Origin of the sequence: Streptomyces atratus, assembly GCF_040655115.1 — a bacterium.
GTDB lineage: Bacteria > Actinomycetota > Actinomycetes > Streptomycetales > Streptomycetaceae > Streptomyces > Streptomyces atratus_D.
Genome location: NZ_JBFAJH010000027.1, coordinates 40,182 through 55,093, shown reverse-complemented (window position 1 = coordinate 55,093; position 14,912 = coordinate 40,182). Strand labels below are relative to the sequence as shown.

The window sequence follows — 14,912 nt, the reverse complement described above, 5'->3', positions numbered from 1 at the left end:
TGCTGATGGCAAGCGTCACCGTCCTGGGGGCCTCGCAGGCTGTCGCTGACGACGGTCCGAGCGTGCCGCCCGGCACCGAGGCGTCATCGGTGCCACCTGTCGAGGTGGACGGCAACGACCCCGACCTCAAGATGGCCGAGGGGGCCACACTCGCCCCGGCCAAGGTCCTCGACATCATTCAGGTCGTCGAGGACCAGGGCGGCGAGGAGCGGCGCGAGGACAGCAACGCCAGCATCAAGTTCGCGCTCCAGGCGGAGGTCCTCTTCGGCAAGGACAGTGCGAAGCTGAGCGCCGCAGCCAAGTCCCGTATCGCGGCCGTCGCAGCCGAGATCAAGAAGCAGAACGCCACCAAGGTGCGGGTCTTCGGCTTCACCGACAATCTCGGGTCCTCCGCACACGGCGACGTCCTGTCCAAGCAGCGGGCCGATGCGGTGCACGGCGAGCTGGTCAAGTCGCTCGGATCGACGATCACCTTCGAGATCCGCGGTTACGGCGAGCAGTACCCGATCGCTGACAACAGCACGGAAGAGGGCCGGAAGAAGAATCGGCGCGTGGAGGTCTCCTTCCCGCGCGGCGGCGCTTCCTGACCAAGTTACGTACGCACAGGGCTTGTGTAGGGTCTCAAATTTCTTGGCAGAGCCGCAGTACGTTGTGGCCAACCGAGCGGTGTTCGAGGTAACCACCGTGGATGATCATTCGCTCACGGGTGCCGCTTGCGGGATGCGCATGAAAGAACGGGCCTTTCGGTGGAGACGCGGTTGAAGACGACCGATCTCGCCGGGAGGCCCGTTGCCGCACCAGTTCACTACCGACGCCGTCGGCGAGTCCACTGCGGTCACTCCGGAGTGTGCCTGCTACGTCCACCAGTTCGGGGCGATCGCGCCGGGGCGCCGACTGCGCCGCTATCCGAGCGACATGACGGACGCGGAGCGGGCCGAAGTGCCCGCCGCTTCACGCTCCACCTGCCGCAACACTGGCGATAGGAGCACGATTTCGCCGACCCGTGGACAGCGACCGGCCAGCGCCTGATCACCTGAACAGTGCCGTCAGGGCCTCCGGGGCGCCTGACCCCGGACTCCGGGGAAGGCGTTGACCATCAAGACGGCTGTCTATCCGCGATCCGAACCTGGCGTGGTGGTGTCACCTGGGGTCGTTTCGGGTTTCGTGTAGAGGACTTCGCGGACCTGCTCCGCGGCGCGGAGGATGCTCTCGCTGATGAAGTCGCTGAAGCGGGCGATGTTCTCCAGGCGGGCGGCGGCCGGGGTGTCGCGGCCGAGGATGGTGACGCCCTGCCGTGCGGTCTCGGCGACCTGGGCGATGCCGCGGGCGCTGGCGATCGTCGACTGGTACCAGAGGTCGTTGTCGACGACGTAGCGCTCGCGGCGGCGTTCGTCGCGTTCCCGTCGGACGAGGCCCAGGCTTTCGAGGGCCGCGATCGCTTTGGAGACGGAGGCGGGGCTGACCTGGAGGCGCTGGACGATTTCGCCTGCGGTGAGGCTGCCCGCGTCGGTGGTCAAAAGGCAGGTCAGCACCCGGGATGTCATCTTGGGCAGGCCCTGTTGCATGAAGAGGGTGGTGAACGTCTCCTCGTACTCGCGCACGGCCTCGTCATCGCGCCCGTGGTCCTGCGTCGGCGCCCCCTGCCCGCGGGGCGCGGTCTGCCTGCGCCGGTGGGCGCGGCGTTCGGTGGCGCGGTGGGCCAAGTCGGCGCGGTAGGCGGTGGGGCCGCCGTTGCGCATCACCTCACGCGTGATCGTCGAGGTGGGACGGTCGAGACGTCGGGCGATCTCCGCGTAGGCGAGGCCGTCGGCCAGCCCCAGCGCGATCTGCTGACGTTCCTGCTGGGTGAGTCTGCCTCCCGGCACCGCGATCTCCCTTCGTGCTTCCCTAGTGCCGCCAGCGTAGCGTTCGCTTGCAGTCCAATGCAACGACCAGGACGCCCGTCATTGCGTTAGATTTACGCCCGTTGCAACGAAAACTGGACCTCTACCTGCACTAATGCAGATTGTGCGCAACGGGTTCGTTGCGTGATCCTCGAACGCAACATAGCGTTTCTGGCATCGGAAACAACGAGCGAGCTCGAGGAGAGCATCATGCAGAAGTTCGACACCCCCGCCCAGATCTCCGCCGTCCTGGACATCCCCGCCGGGCGCATCCAGGTCATCGCCGCCGAACGGGCCGACACCACCGTCGAGGTCCTGCCCGCCAACCCCTCCAAGGGCCGCGACGTTCAGACCGCCGAGCAGACCACCGTCGCCTACGCCGACGGCGTCCTGCGGATCCACACAACCGGCCCCAAGAACCAGCTGTTCGGCCCCTCCGGGTCCCTGGAGGTCACCGTCCGGCTGCCCGCCGGCTCGAGCATCGAGGCCAAGGCCGCCAGCTCCGAGCTCCGCGGCGTCGGCCGCCTTGGCGACGTCGCCTTCGAAGGCGCGTACCGGCAGATCAAGATCGACGAGGCGGCGAGCGTCCGCCTCACTGCGGTCGACGGCGACGTCGAGGTCGGCCGACTCAATGGCCCCGCGGAGATCAGCACCGCGAAGGGCGACATCCGGATCACCGAGGCCGTGCGCGGCACGGTCGTGCTCCGCACCCAGTCCGGTGACATTTCGGTCGGCGCCGCCGCCGGCGTCTCGGCCGCCCTGGACGCCGGCACCGGCTACGGCCGCATCAGCAACGCCCTCAAGAACGACGGCACCGCCGAACTCGACATCCGCGCCACCACCTCCCACGGCGACATCACCGCCCGCAGCCTCTGAAGGAGCACCCATCGTGACGAACCTGGCCATCGCGGCGAACGGGCTGCGCAAGTCCTACGGCGACAAGGTCGTGCTCGACGGCGTCGACCTGGCCGTCCCCGAGGGAACGGTCTTCTCCCTGCTCGGACCGAACGGTGCCGGCAAGACCACCGCCGTGAAGATCCTCTCCTCCCTCATCTCCGCCGACCCGGGCACCGGCGACATCCACATCGGCGGCCACAACCTGGCCACCGACCCGCAGGCGGTCCGTGCCGCGATCGGCGTCACCGGGCAGTTCTCCGCCGTCGACGGGTTGATCACCGGCGAGGAGAACATGCTCCTCATGGCGGACCTGCACCACCTGTCCAAGCGCGAGGGACGGCGGGTCGCCGCCGAACTGCTGGAGCGCTTCGACCTGGTCGAGGCGGCGAAGAAGCCCGCCTCCACCTACTCCGGCGGCATGAAGCGCCGTCTCGACATCGCCATGACCCTGGTCGGCAGCCCGCGGATCATGTTCCTCGACGAGCCGACCACCGGCCTCGACCCGCGCTCCCGGCACAACATGTGGCAGATCATCCGCGAGCTGGTCACGGGCGGCGTCACCGTCTTCCTCACCACCCAGTACCTGGAGGAGGCGGATGAGCTCGCCGACCGTATCGCCGTGCTCAACGACGGGAAGATCGCTGCCGAGGGCACCGCCGAGGAGCTGAAGCGGCTCATCCCCGGCGGACACGTGCGGCTGCGGTTCACCGACCCGGCCGCGTACCAGAACGCCGCCCTCGCCCTGCGCGAGGCCTCGCGGGACGACGAGGCACTGGCGCTGCGGATCCCCAGCGACGGCAGCCAGCGCGAGCTGCGCTCCGTCCTCGGCCTGCTGGACTCGGCCGGCATCGAGGCGGACGAGCTGACCGTGCACACCCCCGACCTCGACGACGTGTTCTTCGCCCTGACCAGCACCGCCCCGCAGCCCGGCCCGTCCAGCCTGCCCAGCCAGCCCAGCCAGCCCAAGGAGGATGTCCGATGAGCTCCCTCTCCCTCGCCGTACGCGACTCGTCCACGATGCTGCGCCGCAACCTCCTGCACGCACGGCGCTATCCGTCCCTCACCCTGAACCTGCTGCTCACCCCGATCATGCTGCTGCTGCTCTTCGTCTACATCTTCGGCGACACGATGAGCTCGGGCATCAGCGGCGGTGGCCCGGACCGCTCCGCATACATCGCGTACCTCGTCCCGGGCCTGCTGCTGATGACCATCGGCAGCACCGTGATCGGAACCGCGGTGTCCGTCTCCAACGACATGGCCGAGGGCATCATCGCCCGCTTCCGCACGATGGCGATCCACCGCCCTTCGGTGCTCGTCGGGCACGTCGTCGGCAGCGTGCTGCAGTCGGTCGTCAGCGTGGTCCTCGTGGGCGCCGTCGCCGTGGCCATCGGCTTCCGGTCCACGGACGCCACCGCCCTGGAGTGGCTGGCGGCGTTCGGGCTGCTCGTGCTCTTCGCCATGGCGCTCACCTGGATCGCGGTCGGCATGGGCCTGATCAGCCCGAACGCCGAGGCCGCCAGCAACAACGCGATGCCGCTGATCCTGTTGCCGCTCCTCTCCAGCGCCTTCACCCCGGTCGACTCCATGCCCGGCTGGTTCCAGCCGATCGCCGAGTACCAGCCGTTCACGCCCGCCATCGAAACCCTGCGGGGCCTGCTGCTCGGCAGCGAGATCGGCCACAACGGGTGGCTCGCCATCGTCTGGTGCCTGGGTCTCGCGGTGCTCGGCTACTTCTGGTCGACCTCGAAGTTCAACGGCGACCCGAAGTAACCGCCATGACAGCGCGGGCGGCCTCCCGCAACTCGTCCCGCCCCAGGGCGGCGTACTCCGACACCGCGTCGGCGTACGCCGCCCCGTCGGCGTTCTCGGCCATCCGCCGGGCCCGCTCCGCCGACATCGTCGGCTGGAACTCCCGTAGCACCCCGGCCGTTCGACCGGCGCGAGCAACCGCACCGCGGAAGGGTCGCCCCCGGCAAGGCCCGCCACGGCGAGCCGGTGCAGGGCTCAGGTCACGGACGCGGTCCCCGACATGAGCCACGAGATCCTACAGCCCGGTACCGCGATCACCTCGCGGTACCGGGCCCTGCGGGGTTACAGCAGGTGGTCGGCGGCGCCGGCCTTGATGTCGCGGATCATCTGCTGGAGTGCCTCGCGGCTGTCGGTGAGGAAGTGGTCCTCCGCGCCCGCGATGGTGATGTAACTGTTGCCCTGCTCATCGGTTCCGATCCGGTAGCAGGAGTTCCCCTCGCCGCAGAACGCGTCTTCCCAGTTGACGTCAGGCATCCGTCATCCCTTCAGAGTTGGCGTGCGATGTTGTGGATGAAGTCTCGCGACTTGCCAGGTGGCAGCGCGATTCGCTCCATCCAGTCCAGGTGGGCCCGGTACTTCGCCAACTGCGCCTCCGAGTAGACGAAGGCGGGCCCGTGCGAGCTGTCGATCTGTACGGTGTCGAGCTGAGGTGCCGGTCCCTCCGCGTACAGGACCGTCTGACCCGCTCCGGGGAACGCTCCCGCCTCGAACGGGATGACCAGCAGCGTCACGTTCGGCTGATCGGACTTCTCCAGTAGATGCTGGAGCTGGGCGCGGGCCACACCTCGGCCGCCGAACTGCATGCGGAGCGCGGCTTCGTGGACGATGCCGGTGTACGGCGGTGGCGGGTCCCCGTCCAGAACCTCCTGGCGCTCGACGCGGTGGGCCAGGCGCAGTGCGATCTCGCGCTCCGGCAGTTGGGGGACGACCACGCGGAACACGGCCAGGGCATGGTCCGAGGTCTGGAGCAGGCCCGGGATGTGCATGGAATACGCAGCCCGCATTCGCAGAGAGTGCGCCTCCAATTCGGCGATATCAAGGAGCCCTTGAGGCAGCGTCCCCCGGTATCTCTCCCACCATCCGCGGCTGCGCGGCTGAGCCATTTCGACGAGTGCGTCGACGTACCTGTCGTCCGTGCAGTCGCAATTGCAGGCCAAGGTGCGCAGGCGATCCGGGCTGATGGGGCGTGCTCCGGACTCGATGTTCGAGATCTTTCCGCGGTCCACACCGAGCAGGCCGGCCGCGAACTCGGCCGAGACATCAGCTGACGTGCGCATCCTCCGCAGTTCGGCACCTAGCCGCTTCTGGCGTTCAGTAGGAGACGTCCTCGCTGCCATGCCGTTCCTTTCCGCAAGCGGTCAACGGCAGTCTGCCGCTTGTGTGTCTGACCCGGCCACGAAAGGGTCCAGTTTCCATATGCGTAGGGTTATTTTGCCCTCAAGGCGCTACTTTGGGTAGTGCACTGCTCACGCTGCGATGAGTCGGAAGTGCATCGCGCGGTCCTGCCCGCAACCTCCTGCCCTGGGAGGGGCGGCCCGCGCCAGGGAGACAAGCCACTGCTCATTCAGCAGCGCACGAGCCACCTGTGCGCATCGACGCGATAGAGAGACAGCCAACTCGCCACCCGCACAAGGGGAGTCAGTCATGCCGCAATCTCCGCGCGCCGCGCTCTGCCCGGTAGCCACCGAGGAGCCCGCACCCGACCCGTATCCGTACGCGACCGCGTACCCGCGCCGCTCCGAGCGTGGGCTCGCGCTCAGTCTCACTCTTCCCGGTGATCCGCGGAGCGCGGCGATCGGACGCAACGCGGTCACGGCCTCGCTGCGCGCGTACGGGCTCACTCCGTACATCTGGCCGGTCGCGCTCGTGGTGAGCGAACTGGTCGGCGTCACCTCCACCATGACCCCGGGCCAGGAGCTGTACGTCTCCGCGCGGCACCGCGACAACGCGCTCCGGATCGTCGTCTGGGACCAGCATCCGCGCCACTGTGACCCGGATGCCGTCACGCTCTGCGAGGCGCGGCGCCGACAAGCGCTGTGGCTGCTGACTGCGGTCGTGGACGACTGGGGTGGGGAGTGGGGTGTCTGCGACGCGATGCCGCCGCACGCGGGCACCAAGTCCTGGGTCCTGTTGCCCCGTTGATGTTCGCGACCGGCCGTTGGCGGAGTGCCTGGCGGGGGTGACGAAGCACGGGCGGACCCCGAGGTCAGGCGCCCGACAGGCTCTCGGGGCTCGCCGGTGGTTCGGGGTCCGGTTCCGGTGCCCGCGGCAGGAAGGCGTGCAGCCACCTCTCCGTATGCGCCACATGCGCGGACGCCGCGGCCGCCGCCGCCACCGGGTCCCTGTTCGCGATCGCCGTCGCGATCGCCCGGTGGTCCTCGTCGCTTGAGCGCTTGATGCGGGGGCCCTCGGGCAGGGTGAAGACCTGGTACGCGCGGGAGCGGGCGCGGAAGACTCCCAGGAAGGACTTGAGGGTCGGGTTGCCGCCGACGCGGGCGATCTCCGCGTGGAAGTCCTGGTCGAGCGCCGAGACCCGCTCCGGATCCTCGGTGGCCTCCATCGCCTCCATGTACGCGAAGATCGTGCTCAGCGACTCGGGCGTGATCCGCGCCGCCGCCTGCGCCGCCGCGTGCGACTCCAGGACGCGCCGTATCTCGTACATCTCCAGGAGCCCGGTCAGCGGCAGCAGGTCGACGGTGAGCGAGAGGCTGCCGACGATGTCCTCGGGCCGGAGCTGCGAGACGTACGTACCGGAGCCGTGGCGCGGTTCGATCACGCCGAGCGCCGCGAGCATACGGACCCCCTCGCGCAACGAGCCGCGCGAGACGCCGAGTTCCTCGCAGAGGTCGCTCTCGGGCGGGATGCGCTGTCCGGCGACGAGACGCCCGTCGGCGATCATGCGGCGCAGGCCGTGGAACGCCTGGTCGACTGCGGACATCGCTTCCCCTCCCAAGACATCGACGGCGGCGGTCCGGTGGAACCGCCCACGGTCGAATGTGCTGCCGATCCTACAGACTCATTGGATCTCTTCAGTGTTTCCTTCCCAAGTCATCAGATGACTTCATCGGTCTCAGGTAACCAATTCGTGAACAACCTTGTTCTTTCCCGAGCCCGGTGTCAGGATTCGCCGCAAGTCATCAGACCTCTTTCTGCGACTGTCCGATGTGTCGACGGTGGCGTCCGCCGAGTCGATGAGGCCAAGGGGAGATCTTGAACCACGTGAGCGAGACCTGCGTCACCACGGCGCCCCGCCCCCTGCTGCTGGCCGACGGCCGGCCGGCGATCGAGGCGTGGTCGCTGCTGGCCGCGCACCAGCACCTCAACCACGGGTCGTTCGGGGCGGTCCCGCTCGTCGCGCAGCGGGAGCAGGGCCGGCTGCGCGAGGAGATGGACCGCTCGCCCGGCACCTGGTTCCCGGCCCTCCCGGCACGCGTGGCGGCGGCGCGGACGGAGATCGCCGCGTTCCTGCGGGTTGCCGCCGACGACCTCGCCCTCGTGCCCAACGCGAGCGGTGGCGCGAGCGTGGTCTACGCGAACGTCCCGGCGAGGCCCGGCGGCGAGATCGTCGTGACCGACCACGGATACGGCGCGGTGACCATGGGCGCCCACCGTCTCGCACGCCGCTGGGGCGGCACCGTCCGGACCGCGCGGGTCCCGCTCGACGCCGGCGAGGACGAGGCGTACGAGGCCGTGGCCGCCCAACTCACCGGCGCCACCGGGCTGATCGTCCTGGACCACATCACCTCGGCCACCGCCCGCTGGATGCCGGTGGAGCGGATCGGCGCGCTGGCGCGGGAGCGCGGCATTCCGCTCCTGGTCGACGGGGCGCACGTGCCCGGCCTCGCCGAGGACCCGCTCGCCGGCCTGGACTGCGACGCGTGGATCGGCAACCTGCACAAGTTCGGCTGCGCGCCCCGCGGTACGTCGGCCCTGGTCGCCCGGGGACCGCTGCGGGACGCGCTCTACCCGCTGATCGACTCCTGGGGCGCCGAGGAACCGTTCCCGCACCGCTTCGACACCCAGGGCACCATCGACGCGACGAGCTATCTCGCGGCCCCGACCGCCCTCGACTTCATCGACGGCGTCTGGGGCTGGGACACGGCCCGTACGTACATGACGGAACTCGCGGACTACGCGGAACGCCTCATCGGTGACGCCTTCGCCGAGGCCACCGGCGCCGGCGCCGCCGTGGACGTCGGCATGCCGGTCAACGCGCTGCGCCTCGTACGGCTCCCCGACGGTCTGGGCGCGACCCACGCCGCGGCCGACGCGCTGCGCGACCGGGTCGCCGCCGAACTGGGCTTCGAGGCCGCGTTCACGAGCTTCGGCGGCGCCGGGTACTTCCGCCTGTCGACGCACGTCTACAACACCGCAGCCGACTTCGAGGACTTCGTCGAGCGCTGCGTTCCCGTGCTCGTCGACTGGGCCCGCGCCCCGCAGGCCACATCCCAGTGACCTGCGCGGCCCCCGCCGCCCCCCGCAGATCCCTGTCCTGCATCACCGTCACCGACCCCCTTGAACTGGGAGGACAACAGTGTTGAGCAGAAGAAGGACCGCCACGGCGCTCTGTGTCGCCGCCGCTCTCGTGCTGTCGGGCTGCGCCGTGGGAGGAGGCGGCGCCGCTGACGGCACCGTCACCCTGCACATGGTCGAGAGCCTCACCAACCCCACCCGTACCGCGGTCCTGAAGGACCTCATAGCGGAGTTCGAGAAGCAGAACCCCAAGATCAAGGTCGATCTGATCTCGCCGCCCACCGATCAGGCGGACCAGAAGATCCAGCAGATGCTCCAGTCCGGCAGCGGCATCGACACCCTGGAGGTCCGGGACATCACGTCGGGGCCGTGGTCGACCAACCGCTGGCTGTACGACATGAGCAAGGACCTGAAGGGCTGGGCCGGCTGGAACCAGCTGACGGACAACACCGTCAAGTACGCCAAGGACGCCAAGGGCCGCACGTACTACATCCCGTACGGCTTCTACGGACTCAGCCTCTTCTACCGCAGCGATCTGGTCACCGGGGCCGGCTTCAAGAACCCGCCCGCGAGCTGGGACGACCTCCTTGAGCAGGCCACCGCGATCCAGAACCCGGGCAAGCGCCAGTACGGGTACGCGTTCCGGGGCGGGACGAACGCCAACAGCAACGCCGTGGCCGTCATCGAGGCGTACGTCGCCGACAGGATCGACCGCGAGAACGGCTTCAAGCTCACCGACGGCAGGACGATCTTCTCGGCGCCGGAAGCGCTCACCGCACTCAAGACGTACTTCGCCCTGTTCAAGAAGGCGTCGCCGCCGTCGTCCGTCGCCTGGGGCTACCCGGAGATGGTCGAGGGCTTCTCCAACGGCTCGACGGCGTTCCTCCTCCAGGACCCGGAAGTCATCGCGACGCTCGGCGAGTCGAAGTCGATCAGCCGGCAGCAGTGGACCACGGCGCCGCTGCTCACCGGGCCCAGCGGCAAGGCCGTCCAGCCGGTGGCGACCGCGGGCTGGGGGATCGCCGCGGGCAGCAAGCACAAGGCGGAGGCCACCAAGCTGGTCACGTTCCTCGCCGAGGGCGACGCGGCCACCACGTTCGACAAGAAGAACAGCCTGGTGCCCATTCTGAAGAGCGCCGCCGACGACGCGTACTACAAGACCGGCGCCTGGGCGAGCTACGTGAAGATGACGGAGAACCCGGACGCGTACATCACCGTCACGCAGCCGCGTGACTCCTCCTGGTGGACCGAGTGGATCCAGAAGTCGGACGCCGACATCCAGAAGGTGCTGCTCGGCAAGATGACGCCCGAGCAGCTCCTCACCGGCTGGGACTCCTACTGGACCGCCAAGTGGAAGAGTCAGTGAAGGAGCCGGTGGCGTCCCCCTCCGCGCGGCCGGAGGGGGAGCCGGGCGGGACGCCCACGCCCACCACCTCGACTACGGACGCCGCCGTGGAGGCCCGCCCGGACGCCGGCCCGGATGCCGGTACGGATGCCGGTACGGGTCTCCGCCCCCGCGCCGGCGGGCGCGGCTCCACCGCCACCGCCACCGCCACCTCCGCCCCGGCGGCCCCCCGCCCACGCCGACCCGTCTTCACCGGCCGTCAAGGGCTGACCGTCGCCGCCTTCATGGCCCCGGCCGCCCTGTTCGTCGCGGTGTTCATCTACTACCCGATGATCGCGGGCAGTCAGATGGCCTTCCGGAACTGGAACCTGAACGACCTCACCGACACCTCCTGGGTGGGGCTGAAGAACTTCCGGGAGATCTTCACCGACCCGGTGTTCGGCACGGTCCTGAGCAATACCGGGATCTGGGTCGTGGGATCGATCGTGCCGCAGTTCGTCATCGGGTTCGCCATCGCGCTGTGGCTGCGCCGCCGGTTTCGGTTCCGCGGGCTCTACCAGGCGATGATCTTCTTCCCGTGGGCCATTTCCGGATTCCTGATCGGCATCCTGTTCCGCTGGATGTTCAACAGTGAATTCGGTGTCGTCAACGACCTGTTGGAGAAGGCCGGTCTGATCAACGAGCCGATTCCCTGGCTCGCCGATCCGAAGACCGCCATGGTCGCCGTACTCATCGCCAACATCTGGTACGGCGTCACGTTCTTCGCCATCATGATCCTCGCCGCCCTCCAGTCCATCCCGGACGAGATCTACGAAGCGGCCGAGATCGACGGCGCGGGCAAGGTCCGCACGCTGTTCCGGATCACGATTCCCTCCATCCGGGGAACGCTGTCGCTGACCGTACTGCTCCGCGTCATCTGGATCTTCAACTTCCCCGACCTCATCTTCGCGATGACCGGCGGCGGACCGTCCAACGAGACGCACATCGTGACCACGTGGATGATCACTGTGACCCAACGGGGCGACTACGGAAGGGCGTCGGCGATCGGCCTCATCGTCGTCGCGATGCTGCTGGTCTTCTCGGTCTTCCATCTGACGGCCACGCGCGAGAAGTCGGCCACCGGCGGGAAGCGGGCCACCGGCCGTAAGCCGAGGACACGCAAGACGAAAGGAACAGTTTCGTGATCGGGAAGGAGTCCGCCGCAGGGCGCACGGTCCGTATCCTCTTTCTCTCCCTCTGGCTGGCCGTCACGGTGTTCCCGCTGTACTGGATCGCCGTCACGTCCTTCAAGAGCCCCGGGACGATCTTCTCCTTCCCGATCTCCTACTGGCCCACGCACTTCTCCCTGGAGAACTACACCGGGCTTTTCCGTGAGGCCGAGTTCGGGGTCTACCTCACCAACAGTCTGATCATCGCGACGGCCGCCGGAACGGTGGCGACCGCGATATCGATGCTGTCGGCGTACGTGCTGGCCCGTTTCGAGTTCCGCACCAAGGGCGCGGTGCTGATGGCGGCCCTCGTCACGCAGATGATCCCGTCGTTCATCGCGCTCGGCCCGCTCTACATGATGATGACGGAACTGAACCTGGTGGACAGCCGGTTCGGGCTCACCCTCGTCTACATCGCGGTGTGCATTCCCTTCTGCACGGTCATGCTCCGCGGTTTCTTCGAGAACATCCCGGACGCACTGGAGGAAGCCGCCATGATCGACGGCTGCTCACGCCTCGGGGCCCTGTTCCGGGTGCTTCTCCCGGTGATGAGGCCCGGAATCGTCGCCGCCTTCATCTTCAACTTCGTCAACTGCTGGAACGAACTGTTCCTGTCGGTGACCCTGATGAACGGCGACGCACGCAAGACGGTCCCCACGGCCCTGAACGGCTTCATCTCCAGCTTCAACATCGACTGGGGCTCCATGTCCGCCGCGGCGGTCCTCACCATCGCCCCGACGATGATCCTCTTCGCCTTCGCGAGCCGCCACATCGTGCAGGGGCTCACTTCGGGGGCGGTCAAGGGGTAGGGCGACCATGTCGGCTCCTGCGTCGCGGTGGCCGACGTGACTGGCGACGGCCGTGCGGAGGTCGCGTTCGGCATCAGCGGGGAGGATTTCGGCGGCCTGACCGACGCGGGCTCGTTCGCGCCGCTCCACGGCAGCGCGTCGGGCGTCACCGGCAGCCAGGTCATACACCAGAACACCCCCCGGTGTGCCCGGCGTCGCCGAGAAGGGCGACACGTTCGGGGCGGCCTGTGCCCTCCACGGCGGCGGGCACCGCGACCGGGCCGTCTTGCGGTAGACGTAGGACAGTACGTCCTCATCTTCCAGCGTGGGGCTGACACAGTGCCGAGGAAATGCCATGGGAGCCGAGACACAAGCGCAGGAAGGTGCCCTGAGACACATGACGAACCTGCTGGTCAGCACGACGCTCTATGACAGGAACCGCGAGATCCTACAGGGGCCCGGCACCGCGACCACCTCGCGGTACCGGGCCCTGCGCCGTTTACAGCAGGTGGTCGGCGGCGCCGGCCTTGATGTCGCGGATCATCTGCTGGAGTGCTTCGCGGCTGTCGGTGAGGTATCGATCCTCCTCTCCGAGGACGGCGATGAAGCCGTTGCCGTCTGCATCCGTGCCGAGTCTGAAACAGTTGTTCCCTTCACCGCAGAAGGGATCTTCCCAGTCGATCGCCGGCATGACGAGCATCCTTAGATTTGACGTGAGATGGCGTGGACAAAGTCTCGTGATTCAGTGGCAGTCAGCGAGACATCCTCCATCCAGTTCAGGTGTGCGCGGTACTTGGTGAGCTGCGCGTCGGCATGCATGAATTCGGGCCCGTGTGCGGAGTCGAGCTGCACAGTGTCGAGCTGGGGCACGGCTCCGTGGGCGTAGGGAACTGCGTGTCCGGCGCCGGGGAACGCCCCCCGGTCGACAGGGATAACCCGGAGCTCGATGTGCTCACGCTCGGACATGTCGTATAGGTGCTGCAGCTGCTCCTGCGTGACTTCCGGCTGCCGAACTGCATCCGCAGGGCGGCCTCATGGATGTAGCCCACGTAGTCGACCGGAGATTCGCGGTCGAGCACTTGCTGTCTTTCCATCCGATGGGCTACCCGCAGCTCGATCTCCAGACGTGACAGTGCGGGCAACACGGCGCCGAACACCGCCCGGGCGTACCCATCGGTGTGGAGCAGGCCAGGGAGGTGGACGGTCTGCGCTGTACGGATCCGGGCGGCGTGCCATTCGAGTTCCGCGATGTCCAGAAGCCCTGAAGGCAGAGTGCCCCGGTACTGCTCCCACCACCCGCGCTCGCCCTGCTCGGCCATCTCCACGAGAGCGTCGACGTAATGGGCGTCGGCACAGGCGTAGTTGCAGGCCAGAGTGCGCACGCGTGCCGGAGTGACAGGGCGGACGCCAACCTCCATGTTGGAAATCTTGGTCCGGTCGATACCCAGAAGGCCGGCCGCGTAGGCGGTGGTCGCTTCGGCGGCGAGGCGCATCTTCCGTAGTTCGGCGCCGAGCCGTTTTTGACGCTCTGTCGGTGTGGAACTGCTGGGCATGGGGCTCCTTTTCCGCCGACGCACCCGGCCCGTACCCGACCGCGTACCCGAGGCGCCCCTCCGAGCGTGGGCTCGCGCTCAGTCTCACTCTTCCCGGTGATCCGCGGAGTGCGTCGATCGGACGCAACGCGGTCACGGCCTCACTGCACGCGTACGGGCTCACTCCGTACATCTGGCCGGCCGCGCTCGTGGTGGCCGAACTGGTCGGCGTCACCTCCACCATGACCCCGGGCCAGGAGTTGTACGTCTCCGCGCGGCACCGCGACAACGCGCTCCGGGTCGTCGTCTGGGACCAGCACCCGCGCCACTGCGACCCGGATGCCGTCAGCCTCTGCGAGGAGCGGCGTCGGAGCGCGTTGTGGTTGCTCGCGGCCGTGGTGAACGAATGGGGCGGGGACTGGGGGGTCTGCGACGCGCTGCCGCCACACGTGGGCACCAAGTCCTGGGTTCAGCTGCCCAGGTGACGAGACGCTTCGCGAGCACCTCACCGGTGGTGTGCCGCATACCGCCAGGAACGTGTCGTGACTGCAGGCGCCCTTGTAGGTGCCGTGGGCCCCGGCCTTGGATTGTGTGCGCCGGCGGCCCCGCAACGCAGACGGCGCTCAGACGACCTCGGAAGGACTGAGAAAGAAACCGCCGCGACACACGACGTAAAAGTCTTTGAACACCCGGGGAAAACACCCCTCCCAGCCCAACCCGGCCTCCCGTCACCCACACGGGTGAGCTTGGCCAATTCGGCTGGATTCGTGTCCGGTTGGTCGGCATATGCTCGCGGCAAGGCACGCCTCCTCGCCCGCCGCCTCACCACTCATCTGCCGCCGCCACTCCTGGTGGCGCACGCCCCGGCAACCGCACCACGGCCGCACCCCTTCCAGGACTGCGACGGATGCGACCGCCCCTTCCGCGCTCCCGAACCTGGGCGTTGCCGCGACTGCCGTACCGGCGTACGCGAAGCC

15 protein-coding genes and 4 pseudogenes are annotated in these 14,912 nt (G+C 68.2%); 12 read left to right on the top strand and 7 right to left on the bottom strand.

Features of this window, described 5'->3' with window-relative positions; all coding sequences use genetic code 11:
• Nucleotides 1–5 precede the first annotated feature (5 nt).
• Entirely contained in the window at nt 6–587 is a 582-nt protein-coding gene (locus AB0I23_RS25525) for an OmpA family protein (RefSeq protein ID WP_436846996.1), read from the top strand.
• 522 nt (nt 588–1,109) lie between these two features.
• Here AB0I23_RS25525 and AB0I23_RS25520 read toward each other — a convergent pair.
• Complete coding sequence (locus AB0I23_RS25520; protein WP_359112542.1) at nt 1,110–1,865, bottom strand: GbsR/MarR family transcriptional regulator; 756 nt, start codon at nt 1,863–1,865, stop codon at nt 1,110–1,112.
• A gap of 228 nt (nt 1,866–2,093) precedes the next feature.
• Here AB0I23_RS25520 and AB0I23_RS25515 point away from each other — a divergent pair, with 228 nt between their 5' ends.
• The 3 genes from AB0I23_RS25515 to AB0I23_RS25505 are packed head-to-tail and all read left to right on the top strand — an operon-like array spanning nt 2,094 to nt 4,550.
• Nucleotides 2,094–2,759, top strand: a complete 666-nt coding sequence (locus AB0I23_RS25515; RefSeq protein ID WP_359112540.1) for a DUF4097 family beta strand repeat-containing protein — start codon at nt 2,094–2,096, stop codon at nt 2,757–2,759.
• A 13-nt stretch (nt 2,760–2,772) separates the two neighbouring features.
• Entirely contained in the window at nt 2,773–3,762 is a 990-nt protein-coding gene (locus AB0I23_RS25510; protein WP_359112538.1) for an ATP-binding cassette domain-containing protein, read from the top strand.
• The gene (locus AB0I23_RS25505; RefSeq protein WP_359112537.1) at nt 3,759–4,550 is read left to right on the top strand and encodes an ABC transporter permease; all 792 of its coding nucleotides are present in this window, start codon (nt 3,759–3,761) and stop codon (nt 4,548–4,550) included. Before AB0I23_RS25510 ends, AB0I23_RS25505 begins: the two co-directional genes overlap by 4 nt.
• On the opposite strand, the pseudogene AB0I23_RS25500 reads toward AB0I23_RS25505, so the two are convergent.
• The 3 genes and pseudogenes from AB0I23_RS25500 to AB0I23_RS25490 form a co-directional block, all read right to left on the bottom strand.
• Nucleotides 4,531–4,781: pseudogene (locus AB0I23_RS25500) on the bottom strand (hypothetical protein); the annotation flags it as partial. The gene AB0I23_RS25505 and the pseudogene AB0I23_RS25500 sit on opposite strands and share 20 nt — an antisense overlap.
• Nucleotides 4,782–4,871: 90 nt before the next feature.
• Complete coding sequence (locus tag AB0I23_RS25495) at nt 4,872–5,063, bottom strand: hypothetical protein (RefSeq protein ID WP_359112536.1); 192 nt, start codon at nt 5,061–5,063, stop codon at nt 4,872–4,874.
• Between the two features lie 11 nt (nt 5,064–5,074).
• Nucleotides 5,075–5,926, bottom strand: a complete 852-nt coding sequence (locus AB0I23_RS25490; RefSeq protein WP_359112534.1) for a helix-turn-helix domain-containing protein — start codon at nt 5,924–5,926, stop codon at nt 5,075–5,077.
• 307 nt (nt 5,927–6,233) lie between these two features.
• Between AB0I23_RS25490 and AB0I23_RS25485 the strand changes: the two genes are divergently transcribed.
• Nucleotides 6,234–6,731, top strand: a complete 498-nt coding sequence (locus AB0I23_RS25485; RefSeq protein WP_359112532.1) for an ATP-binding protein — start codon at nt 6,234–6,236, stop codon at nt 6,729–6,731.
• Between the two features lie 64 nt (nt 6,732–6,795).
• Here AB0I23_RS25485 and AB0I23_RS25480 read toward each other — a convergent pair whose 3' ends face one another.
• Entirely contained in the window at nt 6,796–7,527 is a 732-nt protein-coding gene (locus tag AB0I23_RS25480) for a FadR/GntR family transcriptional regulator (RefSeq protein ID WP_359112530.1), read from the bottom strand.
• A gap of 281 nt (nt 7,528–7,808) precedes the next feature.
• On the opposite strand from AB0I23_RS25480, the gene AB0I23_RS25475 reads away from it, so the two are divergent.
• The 5 genes and pseudogenes from AB0I23_RS25475 to AB0I23_RS25455 form a co-directional block, all read left to right on the top strand.
• Nucleotides 7,809–9,044 (top strand): aminotransferase class V-fold PLP-dependent enzyme, encoded by a 1,236-nt coding sequence (locus AB0I23_RS25475; RefSeq protein WP_359112529.1) that lies wholly within the window; start codon nt 7,809–7,811, stop codon nt 9,042–9,044.
• A 79-nt stretch (nt 9,045–9,123) separates the two neighbouring features.
• Nucleotides 9,124–10,428: an ABC transporter substrate-binding protein gene (locus AB0I23_RS25470; protein ID WP_359112527.1), complete on the top strand. Its 1,305-nt coding sequence runs from the start codon at nt 9,124–9,126 to the stop codon at nt 10,426–10,428.
• A gap of 8 nt (nt 10,429–10,436) precedes the next feature.
• Entirely contained in the window at nt 10,437–11,591 is a 1,155-nt protein-coding gene (locus tag AB0I23_RS25465) for a carbohydrate ABC transporter permease (protein WP_359112525.1), read from the top strand.
• The gene (locus tag AB0I23_RS25460) at nt 11,588–12,424 is read left to right on the top strand and encodes a carbohydrate ABC transporter permease (RefSeq protein ID WP_359112524.1); all 837 of its coding nucleotides are present in this window, start codon (nt 11,588–11,590) and stop codon (nt 12,422–12,424) included. Before AB0I23_RS25465 ends, AB0I23_RS25460 begins: the two co-directional genes overlap by 4 nt.
• A pseudogene (locus tag AB0I23_RS25455) lies at nt 12,425–12,680 on the top strand (hypothetical protein); the annotation flags it as partial.
• Between the two features lie 222 nt (nt 12,681–12,902).
• On the opposite strand, the gene AB0I23_RS25450 reads toward AB0I23_RS25455, so the two are convergent.
• Nucleotides 12,903–13,094 (bottom strand): hypothetical protein, encoded by a 192-nt coding sequence (locus AB0I23_RS25450; RefSeq protein WP_359112522.1) that lies wholly within the window; start codon nt 13,092–13,094, stop codon nt 12,903–12,905.
• A gap of 11 nt (nt 13,095–13,105) precedes the next feature.
• Nucleotides 13,106–13,896 (bottom strand): annotated as a pseudogene (locus tag AB0I23_RS25445) (DUF5753 domain-containing protein).
• A gap of 41 nt (nt 13,897–13,937) precedes the next feature.
• Between AB0I23_RS25445 and AB0I23_RS25440 the strand changes: the two are divergent.
• The gene (locus AB0I23_RS25440) at nt 13,938–14,420 is read left to right on the top strand and encodes an ATP-binding protein (RefSeq protein ID WP_359112520.1); all 483 of its coding nucleotides are present in this window, start codon (nt 13,938–13,940) and stop codon (nt 14,418–14,420) included.
• 315 nt (nt 14,421–14,735) lie between these two features.
• Nucleotides 14,736–14,897 (top strand): annotated as a pseudogene (locus AB0I23_RS25435) (helix-turn-helix domain-containing protein); the annotation flags it as partial.
• Nucleotides 14,898–14,912: the final 15 nt, after the last annotated feature.

Excerpts from the sequence above, each read along its gene's own strand:
- AB0I23_RS25505 (WP_359112537.1), top strand. The coding sequence starts at position 3,759 with ATGAGCTCCCTCTCCCTCGCCGTACGCGACTCGTCCACGATGCTGCGC.
- AB0I23_RS25450 (WP_359112522.1), bottom strand. The coding sequence starts at position 13,094 with ATGCCGGCGATCGACTGGGAAGATCCCTTCTGCGGTGAAGGGAACAAC.
- AB0I23_RS25515 (WP_359112540.1), top strand. The coding sequence starts at position 2,094 with ATGCAGAAGTTCGACACCCCCGCCCAGATCTCCGCCGTCCTGGACATC.
- AB0I23_RS25495 (WP_359112536.1), bottom strand. The coding sequence starts at position 5,063 with ATGCCTGACGTCAACTGGGAAGACGCGTTCTGCGGCGAGGGGAACTCC.
- AB0I23_RS25490 (WP_359112534.1), bottom strand. The coding sequence starts at position 5,926 with ATGGCAGCGAGGACGTCTCCTACTGAACGCCAGAAGCGGCTAGGTGCC.
- AB0I23_RS25485 (WP_359112532.1), top strand. The coding sequence starts at position 6,234 with ATGCCGCAATCTCCGCGCGCCGCGCTCTGCCCGGTAGCCACCGAGGAG.
- AB0I23_RS25525 (WP_436846996.1), top strand. The coding sequence starts at position 6 with ATGGCAAGCGTCACCGTCCTGGGGGCCTCGCAGGCTGTCGCTGACGAC.
- AB0I23_RS25480 (WP_359112530.1), bottom strand. The coding sequence starts at position 7,527 with ATGTCCGCAGTCGACCAGGCGTTCCACGGCCTGCGCCGCATGATCGCC.